Annotated in this window: 18 protein-coding genes; 7 read left to right on the forward strand and 11 right to left on the reverse strand. The window is 47.8% G+C overall.

Annotation, left to right across the window (positions count from 1 at the left end; translation table 11 throughout):
* Positions 1 to 91 precede the first annotated feature (91 nt).
* The 5 genes from WCK19_RS00880 to selB all read right to left on the reverse strand — a co-directional run bounded on the left by WCK19_RS00880 (position 92) and on the right by selB (position 6,134).
* On the reverse strand, positions 92 to 1,006 hold the full coding sequence (locus WCK19_RS00880; protein WP_342395455.1) for an AAA family ATPase: 915 nt from the start codon (positions 1,004 to 1,006) through the stop codon (positions 92 to 94).
* A gap of 456 nt (positions 1,007 to 1,462) precedes the next feature.
* A complete protein-coding gene (gene rpsA / locus WCK19_RS00885; protein WP_342395456.1) occupies positions 1,463 to 2,899 on the reverse strand; it encodes a 30S ribosomal protein S1 in 1,437 nt (478 codons plus the stop codon).
* A gap of 305 nt (positions 2,900 to 3,204) precedes the next feature.
* Positions 3,205 to 3,552: a hypothetical protein gene (locus WCK19_RS00890; RefSeq protein WP_342395457.1), complete on the reverse strand. Its 348-nt coding sequence runs from the start codon at positions 3,550 to 3,552 to the stop codon at positions 3,205 to 3,207.
* A 120-nt stretch (positions 3,553 to 3,672) separates the two neighbouring features.
* On the reverse strand, positions 3,673 to 4,173 hold the full coding sequence (locus WCK19_RS00895; protein WP_342395458.1) for an NYN domain-containing protein: 501 nt from the start codon (positions 4,171 to 4,173) through the stop codon (positions 3,673 to 3,675).
* Complete coding sequence (gene selB, locus WCK19_RS00900; RefSeq protein ID WP_342395459.1) at positions 4,170 to 6,134, reverse strand: selenocysteine-specific translation elongation factor; 1,965 nt, start codon at positions 6,132 to 6,134, stop codon at positions 4,170 to 4,172. The genes WCK19_RS00895 and selB overlap by 4 nt, the downstream gene beginning before the upstream one ends.
* A gap of 139 nt (positions 6,135 to 6,273) precedes the next feature.
* Here selB and ispH point away from each other — a divergent pair, with 139 nt between their 5' ends.
* Complete coding sequence (gene ispH / locus WCK19_RS00905; protein ID WP_342395460.1) at positions 6,274 to 7,161, forward strand: 4-hydroxy-3-methylbut-2-enyl diphosphate reductase; 888 nt, start codon at positions 6,274 to 6,276, stop codon at positions 7,159 to 7,161.
* A gap of 49 nt (positions 7,162 to 7,210) precedes the next feature.
* Here the strand turns inward: ispH and WCK19_RS00910 are convergent, their stop codons facing one another.
* Entirely contained in the window at positions 7,211 to 8,020 is an 810-nt protein-coding gene (locus WCK19_RS00910; RefSeq protein ID WP_342395461.1) for an alpha/beta hydrolase, read from the reverse strand.
* 62 nt (positions 8,021 to 8,082) lie between these two features.
* The gene (locus WCK19_RS00915) at positions 8,083 to 8,691 is read right to left on the reverse strand and encodes a TetR/AcrR family transcriptional regulator (protein ID WP_342395462.1); all 609 of its coding nucleotides are present in this window, start codon (positions 8,689 to 8,691) and stop codon (positions 8,083 to 8,085) included.
* 188 nt (positions 8,692 to 8,879) lie between these two features.
* Between WCK19_RS00915 and WCK19_RS00920 the strand changes: the two genes are divergently transcribed.
* A complete protein-coding gene (locus WCK19_RS00920; protein WP_342395463.1) occupies positions 8,880 to 9,677 on the forward strand; it encodes a thioesterase family protein in 798 nt (265 codons plus the stop codon).
* On the opposite strand, the gene trmD is transcribed toward WCK19_RS00920, so the two are convergent.
* The 4 genes from trmD to WCK19_RS00940 form a co-directional block, all read right to left on the reverse strand.
* Positions 9,674 to 10,471, reverse strand: a complete 798-nt coding sequence (gene trmD, locus WCK19_RS00925) for a tRNA (guanosine(37)-N1)-methyltransferase TrmD (RefSeq protein WP_342395464.1) — start codon at positions 10,469 to 10,471, stop codon at positions 9,674 to 9,676. The genes WCK19_RS00920 and trmD overlap by 4 nt on opposite strands.
* A gap of 12 nt (positions 10,472 to 10,483) precedes the next feature.
* A complete protein-coding gene (locus WCK19_RS00930) occupies positions 10,484 to 11,461 on the reverse strand; it encodes a hypothetical protein (RefSeq protein ID WP_342395465.1) in 978 nt (325 codons plus the stop codon).
* Complete coding sequence (locus tag WCK19_RS00935) at positions 11,454 to 12,044, reverse strand: sigma-70 family RNA polymerase sigma factor (RefSeq protein ID WP_342395466.1); 591 nt, start codon at positions 12,042 to 12,044, stop codon at positions 11,454 to 11,456. Before WCK19_RS00935 ends, WCK19_RS00930 begins: the two co-directional genes overlap by 8 nt.
* An 85-nt stretch (positions 12,045 to 12,129) precedes the next feature.
* On the reverse strand, positions 12,130 to 13,263 hold the full coding sequence (locus WCK19_RS00940; RefSeq protein WP_342395467.1) for a DUF5666 domain-containing protein: 1,134 nt from the start codon (positions 13,261 to 13,263) through the stop codon (positions 12,130 to 12,132).
* Positions 13,264 to 13,436: 173 nt separating this feature from the next.
* Between WCK19_RS00940 and WCK19_RS00945 the strand changes: the two genes are divergently transcribed.
* From WCK19_RS00945 to WCK19_RS00965, 5 genes are all read left to right on the forward strand, one after another.
* Positions 13,437 to 14,288, forward strand: coding sequence for a DNA glycosylase (locus tag WCK19_RS00945; RefSeq protein ID WP_342395468.1), 852 nt, complete (start codon positions 13,437 to 13,439; stop codon positions 14,286 to 14,288).
* Complete coding sequence (locus WCK19_RS00950; protein WP_342395469.1) at positions 14,269 to 15,267, forward strand: lysophospholipid acyltransferase family protein; 999 nt, start codon at positions 14,269 to 14,271, stop codon at positions 15,265 to 15,267. Before WCK19_RS00945 ends, WCK19_RS00950 begins: the two co-directional genes overlap by 20 nt.
* Before the next feature lies 1 nt (position 15,268).
* On the forward strand, positions 15,269 to 16,150 hold the full coding sequence (locus WCK19_RS00955) for a lysophospholipid acyltransferase family protein (protein ID WP_342395470.1): 882 nt from the start codon (positions 15,269 to 15,271) through the stop codon (positions 16,148 to 16,150).
* 201 nt (positions 16,151 to 16,351) lie between these two features.
* Positions 16,352 to 18,058 carry an AMP-binding protein gene (locus tag WCK19_RS00960; RefSeq protein WP_342395471.1) on the forward strand — a complete coding sequence of 569 codons (1,707 nt, stop codon included), beginning with the start codon at positions 16,352 to 16,354 and terminating at the stop codon, positions 18,056 to 18,058.
* A gap of 160 nt (positions 18,059 to 18,218) precedes the next feature.
* Complete coding sequence (locus WCK19_RS00965; RefSeq protein WP_342395472.1) at positions 18,219 to 20,765, forward strand: SMC family ATPase; 2,547 nt, start codon at positions 18,219 to 18,221, stop codon at positions 20,763 to 20,765.
* Positions 20,766 to 20,772: the final 7 nt, after the last annotated feature.

Raw genomic sequence — 20,772 nt, forward strand, 5'->3', positions numbered from 1 at the left:
TAAGGCTATTTTACCATACTTGCCAAATAAGGGTAGTATCTTTTGCGTTAGTATAGTGTATGAATCGACCCAATTTTTACCTCATTTAGATTTAATCAGATTCGTCCAGTTCTTTATCTAATTCTTCGGGAGTTTTACCGGTTATGCCTGCTACTATTTCCAGCACCTCATAGGCAGTTACCGGACTCTCGCGGATTTCTTTTAACACATCTTCTTTTCCGTTTTTCTTTAGGATTGGTTCACGCCTAAGCGCAACCATCGCACAAGCTTCATCTAACAAATCCATTGCTGCACCCGGCTGTACGCGGTCGCTAATATATTTCTCAGAAAGCAGCAAAGCCATTTCCAGCGCAGCATCGTCTATAAATACCTTATGGTGTTGTTCATATAACTTGTGGGAGGAGCGCAAAATCTGCATGGTTTCAACTTCATCCGGGGCTTTGACCGCTATAGCTTGGAAGCGACGCAACAGTCCGGGGTCTTGCTCTTTGATATTGTACATTCCGGAGGGGGTTGTAGCAGAAATAATTCTTACGCCATGCCGATTTACCAAGTCATACAGTGCGGCAAAAAGGCTGAAGTTTAGCAGACCATCCGGTACATACAAGATTATTTTTCCGTTGCCGATATCCTGTTTCCAGCGCATTCCCGGCAGCGATTGCGCTAAGAAAAAGTGATTTACTTGTATTATATCTACTCCTTCAAAACCATGCGGTGGCTCTTCGGCAAGGCGCAACGCCACGCCGTTTACCAGAGCAGTTTTGCCTGAGCCGCTTTCTCCGACCAATAATACATGCGGATCCTGTCGCCGCAATAAAAGTCGGAAAATACGCGCTATTTCCTCATCACGCCCTACCAGAGGGTCGAGTTCCCCCGCATGCGCCCGCTCAACTAGGCTAATTCCGGCAGAGTACATCGTACCACGCGCGGTAGATTTTGAGAGCATAGCTGTGTCATCTTGGGCTTTTTCGGGAGTATTAGGATTGACTTTATTGCCGAAATCCATAACCTGTTCCTTCGCTTTCTGAGGCGATAAACCATAACCTACAAGAGTTCTATCGCCAACACAAGAAGTTAATATTATCAAATGGTGGTGCATTTTACCAGTTCAAGCACCTATCAAAGCAACGCCAAGCTTGAACAAAACTTATCCGGCTTTTTCATCAGCGCGTTCTTTCAATAATATGTCCGATGTAGCAGTGGTTAAAACGGTAGGCTTCTACTTAATACAGCATGTTCATTAAAGCTGGGGTATTTGCTGGACATATTATAATTTTAACAGGACAGGAGTGTATATCTAAAATAAGCAAACGAATTTTTCGCCGGACGCTTACAGGTTGATTTTAACCCGAATCAGCACGCAAATTTGTACCTTGTACTACAAACAAGGTGAGCCATACAAATTATGCATAGCTCACCTTGTTTTTTTCTCTTTTCCGATTGTTAGGTAAACGCCGAGAAATTATTCCTCTGTTGGCTCAGCTTCCTCATCTTCCGAAGAGTGAGATTTGCGGGGGTGGCTGCCCTCGTCTTCGTCATCAATGAGGCTACCGGCGTAATCGGGCGCGGCGCGTTTGAGGCTAAGACCCATGCGCTTGCGCTGCGGGTCAATGCGGATAATCCGCAACTCTACTTCGTCGCCTTCCTTTACTACGCTGCGTGGGTGCTGAACCCGACCTTCCGCCAGTTCGCTAACGTGTATCAAACCTTCGATACCATCGGCAATTCGGGCAAAGGCTCCAAAGTTGGCTAACTGGGTAATCACGCCTTTAACCAATTGTCCGGGCTGGTAATTCTCCATCACGGTAGACCATGGCTCAGCTTGGGTACGTTTAATCGAAAGCGCGACTTTCTTGTCGGCTTCGTCAACGCTCAGTACGAACACTCTAACCTTATCGTTGACTTTGAGAATTTCGCTGGGGTGATTGATTCTGCTCCAGCTAAGTTCGCTCAAGTGAACCAGACCGTCTGCGCCGCCGATGTCCACAAAGGCACCAAAGTCACAGATGCTAGTAACCATACCTTCGCGTACCTGACCGGGTTCAAGTTCCTGCATCAAGCGATCTTTTTGGGCATCGCGCTGTTCTTGAGCAGCAAGACGCTCACTCAAAATCAAGCGGTTGCGGTGCCGATTAATTTCGATAATCTTGAGAGGTAGATGAGAGTTGACCAACCGGGTCATTTCGCTCTGTTTGGCAGCTTCATTGGTGGTAGCCAAGCCGGATACTTGAGAGGCAGGTACGAAACCGCGCACTCCTTCGAGGTTGACCAGCAAACCACCTTTGTTATAACCGGTGACTTCTGCTTCAATAATTTCCCCACCCTCGAACTGCTTCTGGAGTTTTCGCCAGCTTTTCTCCATCTTGGCTTTATCAATGGAAAGAACGGCATGCCCTTCCTGATTTTCAGCCTGTACCACGAAAACCAGAATTTGATCTCCAACCTTTATTTCGATCAATTCCTGCTGAGTAAGAGTTTGCAGTTCTTTGTTTGGTACGATGCCTTCGCTCTTTGCGCCTATATCAACCAGTATCTCGTCACGGTCACGATGCATGACGATACCTTCGATGACCTCACCGTAGTGCAAGGCTTTGAGGGCGCTGCCCGGCTCGCTTAAAAGTTGTTCCATCAACGAGAGGGGAGTAAGGTTTTCTACCGGAGTAGCAGCTTCAAGTTCTTCACTTTCAGCATCCTCAGATGCGTTAGTTGACTCGGTAGCAACTTCAAGTTCTTCAGCTACTTCTTGAATGGTGCCGTTGCCATTGGCATACTCGGCTACCGCTTCTGTTTCGAGGTTTTCAGGATTCTGTTCTGCCACAATAGTCATACCGTGCTGTTCGACAGCCTCACCTCCTACCTCGCTACCTTCAATTTTGTTTCTTTCGACGTTTTCTTCCATATGCCTTCCTTAGAAAAGAGAGTTAGACCGACCTTTGCCGAGAGGATTTCTCTCGCAACTCTTTCCAAGTCTTAATATAAGGCTTGCAGATGCGATTGAATAAATTTCGGGTAGGCGTGTCTCAGGCGGTATTATAATGCTTATGTGGAAAAATTGCAAGTGGAGTGAACTAAATTATCCGCAAACATAAAGATAGCGTCGTACAGTTGTATTCACAGAGTATAGCTTACTCCGAGAATCAACTGTGCGTCGGTAAAACCTGTGATAAATAGTCTCAGGTTTTCAGGCTTTTTCTTGAAGACTAATTAGACCTCTTCTTCTTCGTAATCGAGAAGTGAGTCTTCGGTATTTTCTGCATCGAATTCCTCTTCGAGAAATTCATCGTTGAAAAAGCCAACCTCTTGACCTTGGTAAACCCATACGTTTAGGTCATCTCGTTTGACGGTAGCAGTAACCACCAAATGTTCGTCAATTTCCTCAATTATGTGGGCTACTTCGTTTTCAGGCAATTGCACTTCCAGCACTACTGTAGCGTACACGCTTTCGCTGGCGTAATGCAAATCTACCCGACCGATGCGCTGGCTATTTTCGAGAATGAGGAAACCCTCGCTGCTGCTGGTGCGAAACTGCCGTTGAAAGTTAAGACCTTGCAATTTTCTGTTTCCTTCCGCAATACCAGACATAAAACTGAGAGTTAATACAGTGGTCTATCTCAAAACTGAAATTTATATTAGCACGATAGCATGACCATGTCAACGCAATTTTGACAGCCGTTACCAATAAAGGTCGTTGCCGGGACCGCGCTTTTTGCGGGAGGCGCGTCTGGATTGTCCTTTCTTGCGGGTAGAATTGTTCCAGCCTGAATCTTCGCTATCGTCATCTTTTTTCGTGGGGGAAGCAGGGTGGCGTTTTATCATGCCGGGGTTTGCGCCGCTCAATCCAACGGTCATACGCAAATCGTTATCGCGGGTAATGACCCTCACCTGATTGGCTTGCGGGTGAGCAGATACCATACGTTTGATTACATCGTCCGCCGACTCGCCCAATTTGCTGTAGATAACGGTGATGCGCCCTTTTCGCTCTACCGTTTCGCGCTCTTTTCCCTCGTGATGTCCATCAAATACAATCGTGATGCTGACGGCTTTTTTGAGTCCGGCAGCGCTATTCACCCGTTTTATCACCGCTTCACGAGCAAATTCCAGCCCCGCTTTCTGATATAACGCCAGTTCAGGGTCGGTTTTCATCAGGTTGTAGCCATCCACAAATACTATCATTTTCTACGTACTCGCTCATCCCCCACACGCTGGGTTAGTTTAATTTCGTCCAAATGCTCTAGCAAGCTTTGTACATATTTGCGACTGTTTCCGAACATATCGCGCCCCTCCGCCAGTGTAATTTTACCCTGCTCGTCCAACCGCTTCAAAATAAGCGAAACCATAGTCTCATAAGCTTCGCTGGTAAAATATAATGTGTCCGAAACCTTTTTGATTCGCCCGTTATCAACCAACGCAGCAACAATATTCAAGTCAGCGCCGAGTTCAGAAATGCTAGGCGGCGAATAGGGATTTTGCCGGAACGCTGACAGCAAAGTATCTACTTGCTTTTGCTGCGCCGGGTTGAATTGAACCACAAATCCCGACAAGCTCAAAGCCACTCCTCCGCCACCTTTACCCTCACTCTCCATTAATAACTTCTCTGAAATTAATCGCGACAGCAACAGGTTAAAGATTTTGGGGCTGCCGATTGCCAGTTTGCTTTTCAATTCTTCGCGTCCCATACCACGCTTTAGCGGAAACTGGGCGTGGAATTGGCGCAGCAACACTACGCTTTTATCGGCAATTTTTTGCCATGCAGCAAGCCCTGTATAAAAAGGCGCGTTAGTATCGCCTAACAACAGTACGCTATTTTGCGCCAACAGTTGCGTTAATGCCTCTTGAAGAACTGGACTCGGTAATTTGGTAGCTTCTGACAAGGCTTTAAGGTCGCGTGGCAAGCCAGAATCGCTATTCAAAGTTTGCAATAGCATTTCGGCGGGTGTGCCTTTCTCCAGCGTTTGCAAAGTCTGGATTACTTGTACCTGAAAACGCTTGTGACGGCGTGGTTGCGGGTCAATTACGATGCCACCGCCAACCGTTTGGCTGGGAGAGGGAAGGCGCAGGATAAAACGATCATTTTTTGCCAGCGCCAATGGCTCGCTCAAACGCAATTGTAGCAAGCCCTCATCACCCGGCAAGATTTTTTCTTTATCAAGAATGGTGACTCCGGCAAGCGCTTCCGCCGCGCCGCTGAAAAAATCAAAGCGGCTGTTCTGAGTAATTTCTACGGGCGAATCAGGTAGCAAGTGCAAGCGCACATCCACCAAGTCGGTGGCATGCAACCATGCCGGAACGGTCAATACCATGCCACGCCGTAGGTCAGTCACTTCAAGTCCGGTCAGGTTCACCGCTACCCGATTACCGGGAGCAACAATTTCGGCTTTGGTTTTGTGCATCTGCAAACCGCGTACCCGACTTTTCAGATTTCCCGGCATAATTTCAATTTCCTGACCCACTCTTAAGCTGCCGTCCACCAATGTACCGGTAACTACCGTCCCGAAGCCTGTCACGCTGAAAACCCGGTCAATGGGAAGGCGAGGCTTGCCTATATCAGGGCGAAAGGTGGTATTTTGTAGAATTTCTTCCAGTTTCACCACCAGTTCTTTAAGACCCTGCCCTGTACGCGCCGATACAGGTACAATAGGAGCGTTTGCCAACACACCCCCGGCAAGTTTCGCTTTCACCTCGTCCGTCACCAGTTCAAGCCATTCCGCAGCCACCATATCGCACTTGGTCAAGGCTACCAGACCGCGCTCGATTTGTAACAAGTTGAGAATAGCGAGGTGTTCTTCGGTCTGGGGCATAATGCCTTCGTCAGCCGCAATCACTAAAAGCGCTGCATCAAAACCGCCCACTCCCGCCAGCATGTTCTTGATAAAGCGTTCGTGACCAGGCACATCCACGATGCTAATTTCATTGCCGCTTGGTAGCTTGAGCCAAGCAAAGCCCAAATCTATGGTCATTTCACGGCGTTTTTCCTCTTCCAGCCTGTCCGGGTCAATGCCTGTCAGAGCTTTAACCAGAGTGCTTTTTCCGTGATCTACATGTCCTGCCGTACCTACCACGTACACTTGCACAATCCCCCATTGTATATAAGACCTGAAAAAGCTTAACGTAAATCCGGTTTCCGGGCAAGCCATTATACCCCTAACCTTGCCGCAATTTTTACGTATAACATGCGACAAAAAGAGTCGAAGAAAAACGCGCTTCTGCTATAATATCTAAGGGTTTGAAAGTGAGCCAGCCCTTACTTAAAGTGAAAAGGATTAATTTAGAAGTATGGAAATCAAAACGGCGAAAGAAATGGGTTTCTGCTTTGGAGTACGCAAAGCGATAGAATTGGTGGAAAAAGAAGCCAGTACCCGCATAAACGCCAACATCACCACCTACGGCGCGGTAGTGCATAATCCGGTAGTAGTGGATAGGCTGTTGGGGTTGGGCGTAAAGTACACCGAGCGCGAGATGCAGGAAATATCCGGCGGAACGATTGCCTTTACCGCGCATGGCGTTGCGCCAGAAGTGATTGAAACCGCTCTCCAAAAAGGGCTGGAAGTGCTGGATGCCACTTGCCCGCTGGTTACGCTTATTCAGCAATCCGCTATGGAAATGGTAAAGGATGACTATTTTGTTTTTGTTTACGGCGACCGCAACCATCCTGAAGTAATCAGCATTCTGGGTTGGGCTGGAAAAAACGCGCTTGCCACTAAAGATTTTAACGATGTTAAAGACATGCGCCCGCCTAAGCGCATCGGAATAGTATCCCAAAGTACCACCATCCTGAAAGAGTTCAAAGAATTTGTCTTAAAGGTAAACGAGCATTTTCTGGGCAAAACAAAGGAAATCAAGGTACATAACACTATTTGCGCCCCTACCACTCGCCTGCAAAGCAACGCAGAAGAACTGTCGCAAGAATGCCAAGTCATGGTGGTAATCGGCGGCAAGAAAAGCGCCAATACGCAACACCTCGCCGATTTGTGCCACGAAAACGGCGCGATTACCTACAAAATCGAGCGTGCCGATGAAATAGACCCGGCGTGGTTTGAAGGGGTCGAAAGCGTGGGCGTAACTGCCGGAGCCAGCACGCCCGATGAGAGCATCGAAGAAGTGGTCGCTGCCCTACGTGCTATTGATTTGAAACAGCAAATGAAAAGCAAACCTGCGGTATAAATCAAGCTCTCACCACGGTTTAAATCTCCGGTGGTGAGAGACTTTTTATTTAACGGATAGCTTTGAGAAATTCAAGAGTGCGGGGCAACACCAGTTCGGGAAACTCGCGCTGCGGGTAATGCCCGGAATCGTTCAATACTTCCACCTGCGCCTGCTTGATTTCCTGCTGCATCAGTTTCGCTTCTGCTTCTGGCGATTTGAAGTCAGGGTCTTTACTCCCGAAGAAAATCAGGATAGGAACATTGATATTACCGATAATGTCATCAATACGTTTCGCTCTAGTCATGCCCGCGATGCTTTTCAACGCACCCGGCAAAGCCATCTGTTCTTTTATATGCGCCAGATAGTTATCGTCAACTTTGCGGGTCGGATAAAGCGATTTGAAATAAGATAGCCACAAGCCCTTGCCGATTCCCGGTGTACCGATAAGACCCGCTACTAGCATGGTCATCAGGCGTGGACCCGTGTGTATAATTGGGTTGAACATTATCAGCCCTGCCACTCTTTCAGGGTAATGCACCGCGAAATATCCCGCCGATGCGCCCGATACCGAACAAGCCACCAAAAACGCTTTCTCTATCTTTTCCGCGTCCAGAATGGCTTTTATATCGCTCGCCAGCGTGGGAATATCATGTTTTTTGAATTTTCCGCGCGATTTGCCCATTCCGCGCAGGTCGGTAGTTAGCACCCGGTAGCCCTGTTCCACCAATTCTGGCGCAAATTTTTCATATTCGCGGCGAGTATCACCCAGACTGGGCAAGCACAGCACTGCTATTCCAGCGCCAGTAATTTCGTAGGAAAGTTCGCCACCCTCTATCTTAATGCTTTTCTCAATTGCACTATTCATGGTTTTCATCATATACTCCTTTATAATTTATGTAATCACCGAACGTTCGGTCATTTATTAAATGAAAAAAAATATTACTCAGCTAAAGGAACAGACTCGGAAAAAAGAATACCAAAGCACATTTCCATTAATTGCCTGACCCGTTCCTCGAAAATAACGTTTCCAAAAGATTCCTGATCCACCACTGCCTTGCTAATCAAACCCACCATCATGCTCAGAAGGGCGGCATCGGCGACATGTCGCACCGGGTAGCGCGTCCGTAACTCTTTGAGCAAATCCATCATCATGGTATATTCACCCGATGGAGTTTCACCGAGATAAGCGTATTCCCCGCTCATCAGCTTTTCCTGCTGCACCCTTAAGTACCGGAAAGCATATTCACGGGGGTGATTCAGCGCCCATTCTATGAAGGCACGCCCCACTCTGGTAAAGCGTTTGAGGGCTTCAGGAGATGCGCCGTTATAAGCCGCCGTTAGCGTTTTGCTGAGTTCGGCTTCACACTTTTCCTGCAAAGCCTTCGCCACTTCTTCCTTACCCTTGAAATGGGTGTAAAGGCTGGCTTTTGACCTGAACCCTGCCGCGTTTCGGATGTCGTCAATGGAAGTACCGTCATAGCCCTTGCGAGTGAAAAGCTCTAGCGCGACATTCAGTATTAGACTGTAGCTATCATGTGTTTGTTGCATTATCGTTTTGCTTTTATGTAATTATCCGAACGTTCGGACACTTTGATTATATGGGATGCGGTAAAGCTTGTCAATACCTATATCGCTTTTGAGTTTATAAACCCGAAAAAAGAGGTTAGTATAGGCGGGTTATTTTGAAAGCTTTTCAGGTCGCCCCCGTTGACGGGTAAGTACACAGGAGAGGAAGAATGGACTCATTCTGGATAGATGAAGGCAACGATATGTTCCAGCCTACTATTCATACACAAGGTCCGTGGGATGCGCGTTTCCAGCATGGCGGACCTCCCGGCGCGTTGCTGATACGCCAGTTGGAAAATTGCTCGCCTCGCCCGGATACCGTGTTGGCACGTATCTCAATAGATATTTTCGGTCCTGTACCGCTTGCCCCTTTACGCGCCCATGCCCATTTGGTCAGACCGGGACGCAGCGTGGAAAAGCTCGAAGCGTTGCTGGAATATGAGGGACGCACGGTGATGCGAGCCACCGGTTGGCGTATCCGCATACCGAACGAACGCCCTACGCAAGCCGAAGAAGAAATCAAGTTGCCGGAGATTGTAGGGCTGCCCGAGTCAGCGCCGGAAACCGACCCAACCCAAGCGCCCGGTTGGGGTGGAGGCTTTATTAAAGCGATTGAGTGGCACTTTGTACATGGGGGGTTGGAACATCCCGGTCCCGCCACCGTCTGGCTGCGGATGCGCTACCCTTTGTTAGCAGGTGAAGAAACCTCCCCAATGCAACGGCTGATTCTTAGTGCGGATTCCGCCAATGGGGCGAGTGGTCCGCTCGACATCAGGGAATGGCAATTCATTCCGCCCGAATTGACCATCCACAGCCTGCGACCACCCACCGGCGAATGGATTTGCCTTGAAGCCAGTACGCTGATTCAAACCGAGGGAGTAGGGCTGACCAACGCAAATCTATACGACTTGCGTGGTCTGGTAGGGCGTTCCGCTCAAGCACTGCTCATAGCACGAAAAGAGAGTTAAGAATTCTCTTGGGAAAGGCTAGGGCGTTCGGTTTCTTCTTGCCGCACGTGTGCAAGCAATTTACGCTCTTTTTTGTCCAGTTCAGGCTCAACTTGCGCCAGCAAATCGGGGCGGCGTTGCAAGGTACGGCGTAGCGATTCTTTGAACCGCCATTCCGCCACTTTAGCATGGTGTCCTGATACCAACATATCAGGTACTTTCCAACCTCTGAACTCGGCAGGGCGGGTGTAATGGGGATATTCCAGCAAGGGGCGAGTGTGTGACTCTTCATGCGGGGATTCTTCTGCCAGTACACCGGGCTTGAGACGTGCCACCGCGTCCACAATTACCATCGCCGCCAACTCACCTCCCGTCAGCACATAATCGCCGATGCTCAGTTCGCGGTTAGTGGCATAGCGGGCAATACGCTCGTCAAAGCCTTCGTAATGACCGCAAACCAAAACTATACGCGAGTGATTCGCCAATTCTTGCGCTATTTGCTGGTTAAACCTTTCACCTTGCGGTGACAATAATATCACCGGAAAATCTACCGTCAAAGGGTTTTCGGAGGAAAGGGGTTCGGGTAGTTCCAGCACCGCTTCGAGGCAAGCAAAAAGCGGCTCAGGGCGAAAAACCATGCCCGCACCGCCACCATAGGGGTAATCATCCACTTGCTTGTGGCGACCCAAACCCCAATCACGAATATTATGAGCTTTTGCCGCAAACAAGCCCTGTGCTTGCGCTCGCCCTAAGATACTTGCGCTAAGGGTTGCCTCGAACATTTCAGGAAACAGAGTCAGAATATCAAATTGCATTTAATGCCCGCACTATTGGAAAGACTCGGCAATTTTCTGGAGTTCTTCCACTGCTAAATTATCGTCGCTCACCAATACTAATACCACACCTGCGCGTCGCCATACAAGTGCGCGGGCAGATTTTACAGTATCGGGCGCATGATATTCAAGAAAGCCACCACTAGGTTGAGCATTACGGTAGAAATTAAGCGGAAAGCCATTCAAAGGCAAGGTAGAAGCATCATCGCTTTTATCGGTATTAGCGCGTCCTCCAAAGCCGATTTTCCAGTTATTATCTTCGATTAAAAAGCCCCGAACACCTTGTACAACCTGTTCTTTATACTTATTGGTACGACCTGCCATATTGAACATCATATTGGTAATTCGTTCGCGTGCTTCTGGTGGCAGGTTTTGTATCAATTCGGATTGGTAAGCTTCCAGCAAGCGCGAAGAATTGGTTTTGTATTTGAGTTGCAGCGTAGGAGCGATTGCCGGAAAAGCAGGGCGTATCCCCAGATTACGTGTTGAAGGCTGAAACAGGCTGGCTTTATCCGGGCTATAACCAGCAGGTAGATAAGTTGGCTGTGTAGCCTTAAAGCCAAGCTGAGTATTTGCATCCTGCAAGCTTAATACTTTGTTATTTGCAGAGTCGTTGATAGAGGGCAGAGTTTGGCTGACATTATTCGCCACCGCTGAAGGGTTATCGTTAGTTGAAGAAATCGCCACACTTACCAATACAACCACCGCAGTAGCAATAGCGCTAAAAAGCAAAGCCACAGTAGCCAATTGCCAACCACGCAAAGCAGGTAGGCGCAACCAACCTTTTCTTTCGGTTTGAGCGGCGGTTTGCGCTAGTCCTACCATTAACTTACGGCGTAAACGCGCTTGATTCTCAGGAATCGGCTCGAAACGCCAATCAGTTTCGAGGTGACGGGCAAAGGCGGTATCTCGCTTCAATTCGGCGGATTCGTCTTTACCATATTCAATATGGTCAAAATCTCCCTTATTCATTCTCTTCTGCCTCAAAGAACCCGCGCAATTTTCTTACTATGCGTCCAAGTCTAACCGTCACGTTCCCTTCGCGCATGTCCAGCAATTCGCCAATGCGGCGATGCGGCAACTCTGCTCCGTAACGTAGCGCCAGCAATTCTTTTTCACGCTCACTCAGTCGCCCTAAATAACGGCGCAAGCGTTGTATGTCTTCTTGTTCAACCACAAACTCGCTTAAACCGGACCCAAGTTCAGCGGCGAAACCATCTTCCAACGGTAATTCAGGGTGGCGGCTCAGATAACGGTGTCTGTTGGATAAAATATGCCGAGCAATGGTGAAAACCCAAGCATCTAGGCTACCACGTTTGGAATCAAAGGTATGGAATTTACCGATAATGCGCTCAAAGACCGCTTCAACTATATCTTCAGCTTCTTCGCGGGTTGCGGTTCGATAGGAAAGATAGCGGTAGAGGCGCGGGAAATAACTATCATAGAAACGCGCAAACTCATCGGGAGAGAGAGCTTTTCCCTTGTTAAAACTCTCTGGATTGCTCGATACCACGCTAAATTCTTGTGGTTTTTCTACGGCTTTACGTCCGAACAAATTTACCTACCCGACAAAGCCTCCATACCGTTAGAGGCGGCTACTAACCGCCTCTAAATAATAGCACAGGAACGTGAGTTAAGAATTAGCCGTTGCTAACTGGACCTGTACCATTACTATTACCGTCCGGTCTCATTTGACCGCCCTGACCTCTACCGCCCGGTCTCATTTGACCACCGGGAGCCATCTGACCGCCTTGACCTTTGTCAGAACCCATCTGACCGCCACGCATAAAGCCATTGCCGATAACTACGTCAGTTGCTTTATAGCTACCGTCAGCCTGTTTGGCGCCGCGTACCATTACGGTATCATCCACTTTAAGATCGCTCAAACCTTTGATAGAGCTACCCAAATATTTGGTAGTTGAGTCAACCGTAATTTTCTCATCGGTATTGTTTTTGGTAGCAGGGTCGGTATGCGTTACTACAAAACTGTTTCCGGCAATATCAATACTCTTGATTTTGCCGTTAGTGAAATCCCCCAAAGCAGCCATAACCGGACGACCCTGAGTAACGGAACTCGCCAATATAGTATGGGCAGTTTCATCCGCTTTACCGACTACATTTATCTTCTCAGTATTTGTGAAGTCGGTTAGCTTGGCTTCTTTCCCATCCTTGTAAACCTTAGCGTTGGTGTCAAGTGTTGCAGTCCACTCTACGTTGTTATTCTTGAACTTCAATGTAGTAGCGTCTGCCGATACAAAATCACCGACCAAAACCTTTGGCAAAGCGGGTAAGCGGATTAAGGCTTTGGCAGTAATAGAGTTATCGCTCTCAACCTTGCCTACCACTACCACGCGCTCGCCTACCTTAAGGGTATCTTTGGTGATAGCACCGTTAGCATCTGCCAGCACAGCATCAGAAGCTAGGTTTATTATTTTTTTAGTGTTAAGGGTGAGCTTCGCCCCGCCGTTTTCAACAGTTGAAATAGTGCCTTGCGCTTCTGGCACATTGGCAAATTGCCGAATTATCCCCGCGCCTCCGCCCTTTCCAAGCTGTGTCATCACATCATTCAAGCCAGCAGCATAATTGAAATCTTCTCCAGTAGCCTGCTGTATTGACTGATCAGATGGGGCTGATTGTTGAGCGGTATTTGAAGTTGAGGGAGTGTGCGGAGTAACCGTGCTGACGCTGAACACCACGCTCAAAATCAAACCTAACGCCATCGCTGTAAAAGTTAGCAGACCGCCTGCTACAATCAGTTTAACTTTCCGTGACATGTTATATTCCTTTCTTTATCCGTACAACCGAAAAATAATTGCAAATTCCGGCTCACGAATAACCTGATATTCTGTCATATATTAATACACCGCTAGAGGGCAATACCTAACAACCAATTAAAAAAATCTTCAAATCATGTTTGCTATAATATTTATCCTAGAAAGGAACAACAGTGGAATTAGCGTATTTTGAAACCGAACATCTGAATCTGGAATATACATTAGAGTGTGGGCAGACTTTTCGTTGGAAGAAAATGGCGGATGGTTTTTATTATGGCGTAATGGGCAATACCTTTGCGCGGTTACAACAAAGCGGGAAGCGCATTTATTACGAAACCGCACCACAGCAGGATGATTTTGAAACGCTTGCCGCCTATTTCCGGTTGGAAGAAGACGAACAATACCGCGAAATTACCAGAAGAATTAGCGTTGACCCTTTTATCGAAAGAGCGGTAAAACAATATTATGGGTTGCGGTTGTTGCGCCAACCTGTTTTTGAAACTCTGATTTCTTTTATCTTATCGGCAAATAACAACATTCCAAAAGTAGCGCGGGCAGTCCAAGCTATTAGCAAAAAATATGGGCAAGCAATAACGCTGGGTAAATATCGAGGCTACGCTTTTCCAATAGCCGACATTTTGGGAGAGGTAAAACAAGCCGAGCTTGAGCAGGAAGAAGGTATTGAATATCGCGCCAAATATGTGCTACAAACTTCTAAGCAAGTAGCTGCACAGGGCGGCAATTTGGATAAATTAGATGAGTTGCCTTACGATTGGGCAGTTGGTCAATTAATGGCTTTTCCCGGAGTTGGGCGCACCGTTGCCGATTGTGTTATGCTCTTTTCATTGGGCAAATACGAAGCCTTTCCGCTGGATTCGTGGGTGCAGCGAGCAATGGAAGCCGCTTATTTTGAAGGCAAAAAAACCCAACCGCGTGATATTTATTTGCGAGCAGCGCAGAAATGGGGCGAATTTGCCGGATATGCCAATGAGTTTATTTATATGAATGCCAGAAACAAAGTATGAGAGAGTCGATTATATGTTAGCGGTTTATGCGTTCAAGTTAGTAAGCTGGATAAGTTATTTAAGCCCCGATTGGCTACGCTACGGGTTTGCGGCTATTGGCGGAGAAATTTATTACTGGGCAGCACGCGGACACAGCCACTACTCCGACCTCAGCATGCAAATTGTGCTGGGCGAGCCAAAAATAAACAAGCGAGTAAGGATGATTTCGCGGCGTTGTTTCCGTAATTACGTTAAATATATGACCGATTTTTTCAGGGTAAATCATCTTACCGGAGACGATTATCACAAAGTTACCGGCACTGGTGGTTGGGAATATATTGAACAGGCAATAGCTCCGGGCAAAGGGGTAATGCTGGTAACGCCTCATTTTGGAAACTGGGATGTTTCGGCAATGCTAGTGGGGAAGCGTGGTTATAAGCTCACTTCGGTGGCAAATGACTTTAACCCGCCTGAACTTAATACACTGATTCAGGATTCACGCCGCAAGCAAGGACTGACAATCTATTCGCCAAAAGAAGCCTTACGAGGGCTTTATACTGCTCTGAAAAGAGGTGAAATCGTAGTGCTATTACTAGACTCGCCGCTGCAAAGTGAAGACAGCGAGTCGGTGATAGTCAATTTCTTTGGCAAACTCGCCCGCTTCCCGGTTGGTCCCGCCCGCTTGGCGCTAAAAACCGGCGCTTCGATTATGTTTGGGTATGCCGCCCGACAACCCGGAAACAATTACTACTATGGCTTATGGTCGCCGCCTCTCAGCTATGAGGTAAGCGGTGACAAGGAAAAAGATGTTCTGGGAATCACGCAACTTTTCGCTGCTGAAATTGAAAAGCTGGTAAAACGTCATCCCGATCAGTGGTATATGTTCCGCAAATTGTGGTTGAGCGAGGAGGAAGTTGCGCTATACGAACAGCAAAAACGGGATGCGACAGAGCGTAAAACGGCACGCGCTAGAAAAAGCGCCGGAATAGCACAGGAGTGAAATGAATACCGTTCGTTTATTCCGCTTTGGCGCAAGGGTAATGCCCTACATTCCGTACCGGGTCATTTATGCGGTGTGCGGGTTTGTGGCTTTCCTGATTTATTATCTGATAGGACGCATCCGAGAAAATGTACTGTGGAATCTGTCGCATGTTCTACCCGATTACACCCCTCAAGAGCGCGAAAAAATTGCCCGCCGCATAATCAAGAACAACCTGTGTAATTACATTGATATTATGCGGCAGGGCAAAATGACCACGGAGCAGTTCAAGCAACAGGTCACGGTAAACGGGATAGAAAATATTTACAAGGCGCAGGAACGGGGCAAAGGTGTAATTATGGTTTCCGGTCATTTGGGAAGCTTCTCATTTTCGATGCAACGCGCCAGCAGTTATAACGTTGATTTTAATCTGGTAGTTGAGCCTATCGAGCCACCCGAAATGTACGATTTTATCAAGAAGCAGCGACAAACGGACAATGGAGTCAAACTGATTCCGATGGGTGGAATGGAAGTACGTGAAATTTTCCGGGTACTCAAACGAAATGCGGTAGTTTGCATGGCGATTGACCGTGATGTGAACGGAGAAGGTCACATGATGGAATTTTTCGGCGCAGACGCACCGATACCGCTTGGAGTCGCCGAAGTAGCCTTGCGAACAGGCGCGGAAATAATTTTCGTCCATCCATACCGCACCTCCAACAGTAAGCATATAATAGATATATTACCCGGCTTTTCTCCCGAAACCAACGCCCCTAATAAGCAGGAAGCTGTCCGTGAATTGACCGCTCGCATGTTGCGCGAAGTGGAGAAGCTAATCCGGCGCACTCCTGATAATTGGATGGTACTACAACCGATATGGAAAAAAGAAAAAGCCGATAGCTAAAGCTTAGTCACATAGCAATGCTAAGCAACAACCGCTTACCTGTTAAAAAATACAGGGTGAGCGTTTTTCTTTTTCATACATTCCTCCACAAATTACCGGACTCCTTTGTAACATTGCCGAAATAGGCATAGGGTTGTATATTTCAAACTAATCTCACGGACATTGAGGAAAAATAGTTTTATTCGAGGAGGAATGAAAAGAATGGGTGACAGAGCTTGGAGCTATGTGAGCGGCACCAGCGAAAAACCGCTTTTAGGCAGCACAATTGGTGATTTGTTCGATCAAATTGTTTCGCAGTACCCCGACAACGAAGCGTTAGTTTCGCGCCACCAGAATATCCGTTACACGTACCGCCAGTTCCAGCAAGTAGTAAACCAATGCGCCCGCAGCCTCATGCATTTGGGCTTCAAAAAAGGTGAGCGTCTTGGCATCTGGGCACCCAATATGGCGGAATGGGCGATAGTGCAGTACGCCACCAGCAAAATTGGGGTCATTCTAGTTAACATTAACCCTAGCTACCGCCTACACGAACTTGAATACGCCTTGCGCCAATCCGGTTGTAGCGCGATTGCCATTGCGCCGCAGTTTAAATCCTCCAATTACACCCAAATGCTTTATGATATTTGCCCGGAATTGAAAGAGAGCAAACCGGGTGAGTTGAAATCGGCGAATTTACCCTCTTTGCGTGCCGTGATTCGCTTGAGTGAAGAGCGCATGCCCGGCATGTTAACATGGGGCGATGTATTGTCTGTGGCAGAACATGTCAGCGAAGCCGAACTTGCCGTCCGGCAGCGCGACCAAGAATTTGACGATGCAATCAATATCCAATACACCAGCGGCACTACCGGCTTTCCAAAGGGCGCAACCCTAAGCCATCACAATATTCTGAACAACGGCTATTTTACGGCTGAGTTGATGAATTTTACCGATAAAGACCGTCTCGTTATCCCGGTTCCGCTCTACCATTGCTTTGGAATGGTGATGGGCAATCTGGGCTGTTTGACACATGGCGCAACCGCTATTTATCCCAATGATGGTTTCGACCCCAAAACAGTGCTAGAGGCAATTCAGGCAGAGAAAGCCACTGCCTTATATGGTGTGCCTACCATGTTCATTGCCGAACTAGACCATCCCGATTTCAGCAAATATGAGTTCAGCAGCCTACGCACCGGACTCATGGCGGGTTCACCTTGCCCGATTGAAGTAATGAAGAAGGTCAACACCCTGATGCACATGCCCGAAGCGGAAATAGCCTATGGCATGACCGAAACCAGCCCCGTGAGTTTCCAGACTCGCACCGATGCACCGCTCGATAAGCGCGTAAGCACCGTAGGATTGATTCATCCGCATCTCGAAGTAAAAATAGTTGACCCAACCAACGGCAAGGTCGTTCCCGTAGGCGAAAAAGGCGAATTATGCACCCGCGGCTATAGCGTAATGCTCGGTTATTGGAACAACGAGGAAGCCACCAAAAATTCCATTGACATTGCGGGCTGGATGCACACCGGCGACCTCGCCGTAATGGATGACGAAGGCTACGTCAATATTGTAGGGCGCATCAAGGATATGATTATACGGGGCGGCGAGAATGTGTACCCGCGTGAAATTGAGGAATTTCTCTACACCCACCCGAAGGTTTCGGACGTGCAGGTTATCGGCTTGCCCGACCCCAAATACGGCGAGGAAATCATGGCGTGGGTGAAACTGCGCGAAGGTGAAACTGCCACTTCCGAAGAGTTGCGCGCCTATTGCAAGGACAAAATCGCTCACTACAAAGTGCCGCGCTACTTCAAATTTGTAGAAGCCTTCCCCATGACGGTCACGGGCAAAATCCAGAAATATCTAATGCGGCAAGAGAGCATTAAGGAATTGGGTCTTGAAACCGCCGCCTCTATCCAAATGGCTTAAAATTCTTTCTCTTATTTCCCCCTTCCTTGTATCAAGGAGAGGGGGATTTTTAATTTTCTTCGCTTGGCTTTGCGCTAAAAAATTGCCCCTTATTTCCTGCCTGTGATAAAATTACCTCTGTGATTATAAGAAAAAAATTTCCAAAGAAACTGGCAAGAATATGATTCCCAATCGCTTAACCCTGAAAAATTTCCTGTGCTACCGCGATGCCACCCTTGACCTCGAAGGCGTGCATCTGGCATGCCTTTCCGGCGACAACGGCGCGGGCAAATCCAGCATTCTCGATGCTATGACATGGGCGCTGTGGGGCAAGGCACGCGCCGGAGATGATGACCTAATAGCGCAGGGCGAGGTTGAAAGCGAGATAGATCTAGAGTTCAAAGTAGGCGATGACTATTTCCGGGTAAACCGCCGCCGTACTCGCAAAAGTTCTGGGCATACCGAGTTAAATTTTTATGTTCGCAAGCTAGATGGCAGTTGGTCTAATATCGGCGAACCAACGGTACGCGCTAAAGAGAAGCAAATCGCTACCATCATTCGCACCAGCTATGAAACCTTTATCAATAGCGCCTTCTTGCTGCAAGGTCGCGCCGATTCCTTTACCGTAAAAACAGCCGGCGAACGCAAAAAAGTGCTGGCAGAAATCCTTGAACTGAGTCGCTACGACGAATACGAAAAGCAGACAAAAGAGCGGTCACGAGACGCAGAATCGGAAAGGCTACGTTACGAAAACGAGCTAAAAGATTTAACCGATTTTCTACGCCAGCGCCCGGAATTTGAGCGGCAAAAACAGGAAATCGAATCACGGCTTGAGATGGAGCGCGACCCGTTACGCCAGCGCGAAGAACAGCAAGTTGAACTTAAAACACGCAAAAATCGCCTTGAAAGCAGCCGCGCCGACCTAGAACGGGTTAGCAAAGAAATTAACGCTAACCGCAAAAACCTCGAAACGGTAAAAGAAGCATTGGCAGAATCAACACGCAGCCTGAACGTGGCGTTGGCAGTACAGAATCGGCGCGAGGAAATAGAAGAGAGTTATAGCAAATTGCAGGAAGCCCGCAAAATAGAGGACTCTTTTAACGAGAAGTTGCACCGCTTGAACGATTTGAACTCAAAACAAACCGCATTGGAAAATATAATCCAGCGGCAAAAGATGAGCCTACAAAACAAATTGGAGAGTATCGAGCGGGATTTAACAACAGTGCGGCGCAGCGCAGGTTCACTACCTGACATATTAGCGCACCGCGAGCAGACTCTTTCTGAATTACAAAATGCCGCTAATACTCGTATAGAATTAGAAAAGCTCAGAACCGAAATTGCTGGAGTACAAGGTGATATAAGACAGGCTGAACTGGAAAGTAAACGCTTGAGCGGGGAATTGCCTAAAATCCATGCAAAAGCCAATAATGTGCCAAAAGAGGGCGACCGTTGCGACCAGTGCGGCACGGTGCTGGAAAAAGACGCACGCGAACACACTGTCGAAGAATATCGCAAGCAATGGAAAGAGACTAAAGAACGAGCGCAGGCGGAAGAATCTAGACACAATAAACTAAAAGAGCAACTGAAAGAGCTTAACGAACAGGCGAAAGTATTAGAAAGCAGGGCAAAACCCTACGACGAGCTAAACGTTAAGAAAGCAAGGCTAGATAAGGAAATAGAAACGGCGCAAGAGTCTGAACGGCAAGTTTTGCGGCTGGAGCAAGAAAAAGAGGAAAATACCCGCAAGCTAAAAGCGCAAGATTACGCTGTACAGGAGCAACAAAGTTTGCAGGAATTGAAGCAAGTTATCGCCACGCTGAATTACGACCGGGAAGCCCATCGCCAAGCCAGCGAGCAGCGCAACCAATACGCCCGTTACGAGGGCGAATACCAGAGGCTGGAAATGGCAGTAACCACCATTGCGCGTGAAAACAAAAACCAAGAACGTTACACCACAGAAGAAGAAAATTACCGGAATGAGATAGCTCGTAAAGAGAACGAAAAGAAACGGTTAGAGGCGGAAATTCAGGATTTACCGGAGTTGCTCCAAAAGCTCACCGCGCTAGAAAAAGAAATAAAAGAAAGCCGGGATCTCCAGAGCTTGTTGGGAAAGCAAAAGATGCAAGCGGAAATGAAACTGGCTGAATGTGATGTAAAAGCTAAAAAAGAAATTGAAGTAGAAAGAGCTTTCCAGAGTGCCGCCGAAGACCGTAAAATATATAACGAACTGGCGGAAGCCTTCGGCAAGAAGGGCTTACAGGCAATGATAATAGATGCCGCTTTGCCGGAAATCGAGGAAGAATCCAATCGTTTGCTGGCGGAAATGACCGATGGGCGAATGAGCGTGCGTTTCGACACACAGCGCGAAGGGCGCAGAGGCGAGGCGATAGAAACACTCGAACTCTATATCTCGGACGAATACGGCGCACGCCCTTACGAGCTTTTCAGCGGTGGCGAAGCATTCAGGGTCAATTTTGCGGTCAGGATTGCGCTGAGCAAAATGCTAGCAAGGCGAAGCGGCGCACAATTGCGCTCCCTCTTTATTGACGAGGGTTTCGGTAGTCAGGACGGACAAGGGCGCGAACGAATTGTGGATGCAATCAGGGGCATTGAAAAAGATTTTGACCGGATTATAGTAATCACCCATATCCAAGAACTAAAGGACGTATTCCCCACGCGCATTGAGGTGGTAAAAACGCCCGAAGGTTCGCAAATCACTTTGGTGTAGAAAGGCA

Origin of the sequence: Candidatus Chlorohelix sp. (assembly GCF_037138995.1) — a bacterium.
Lineage (GTDB): Bacteria > Chloroflexota > Chloroflexia > Chloroheliales > Chloroheliaceae > Chlorohelix.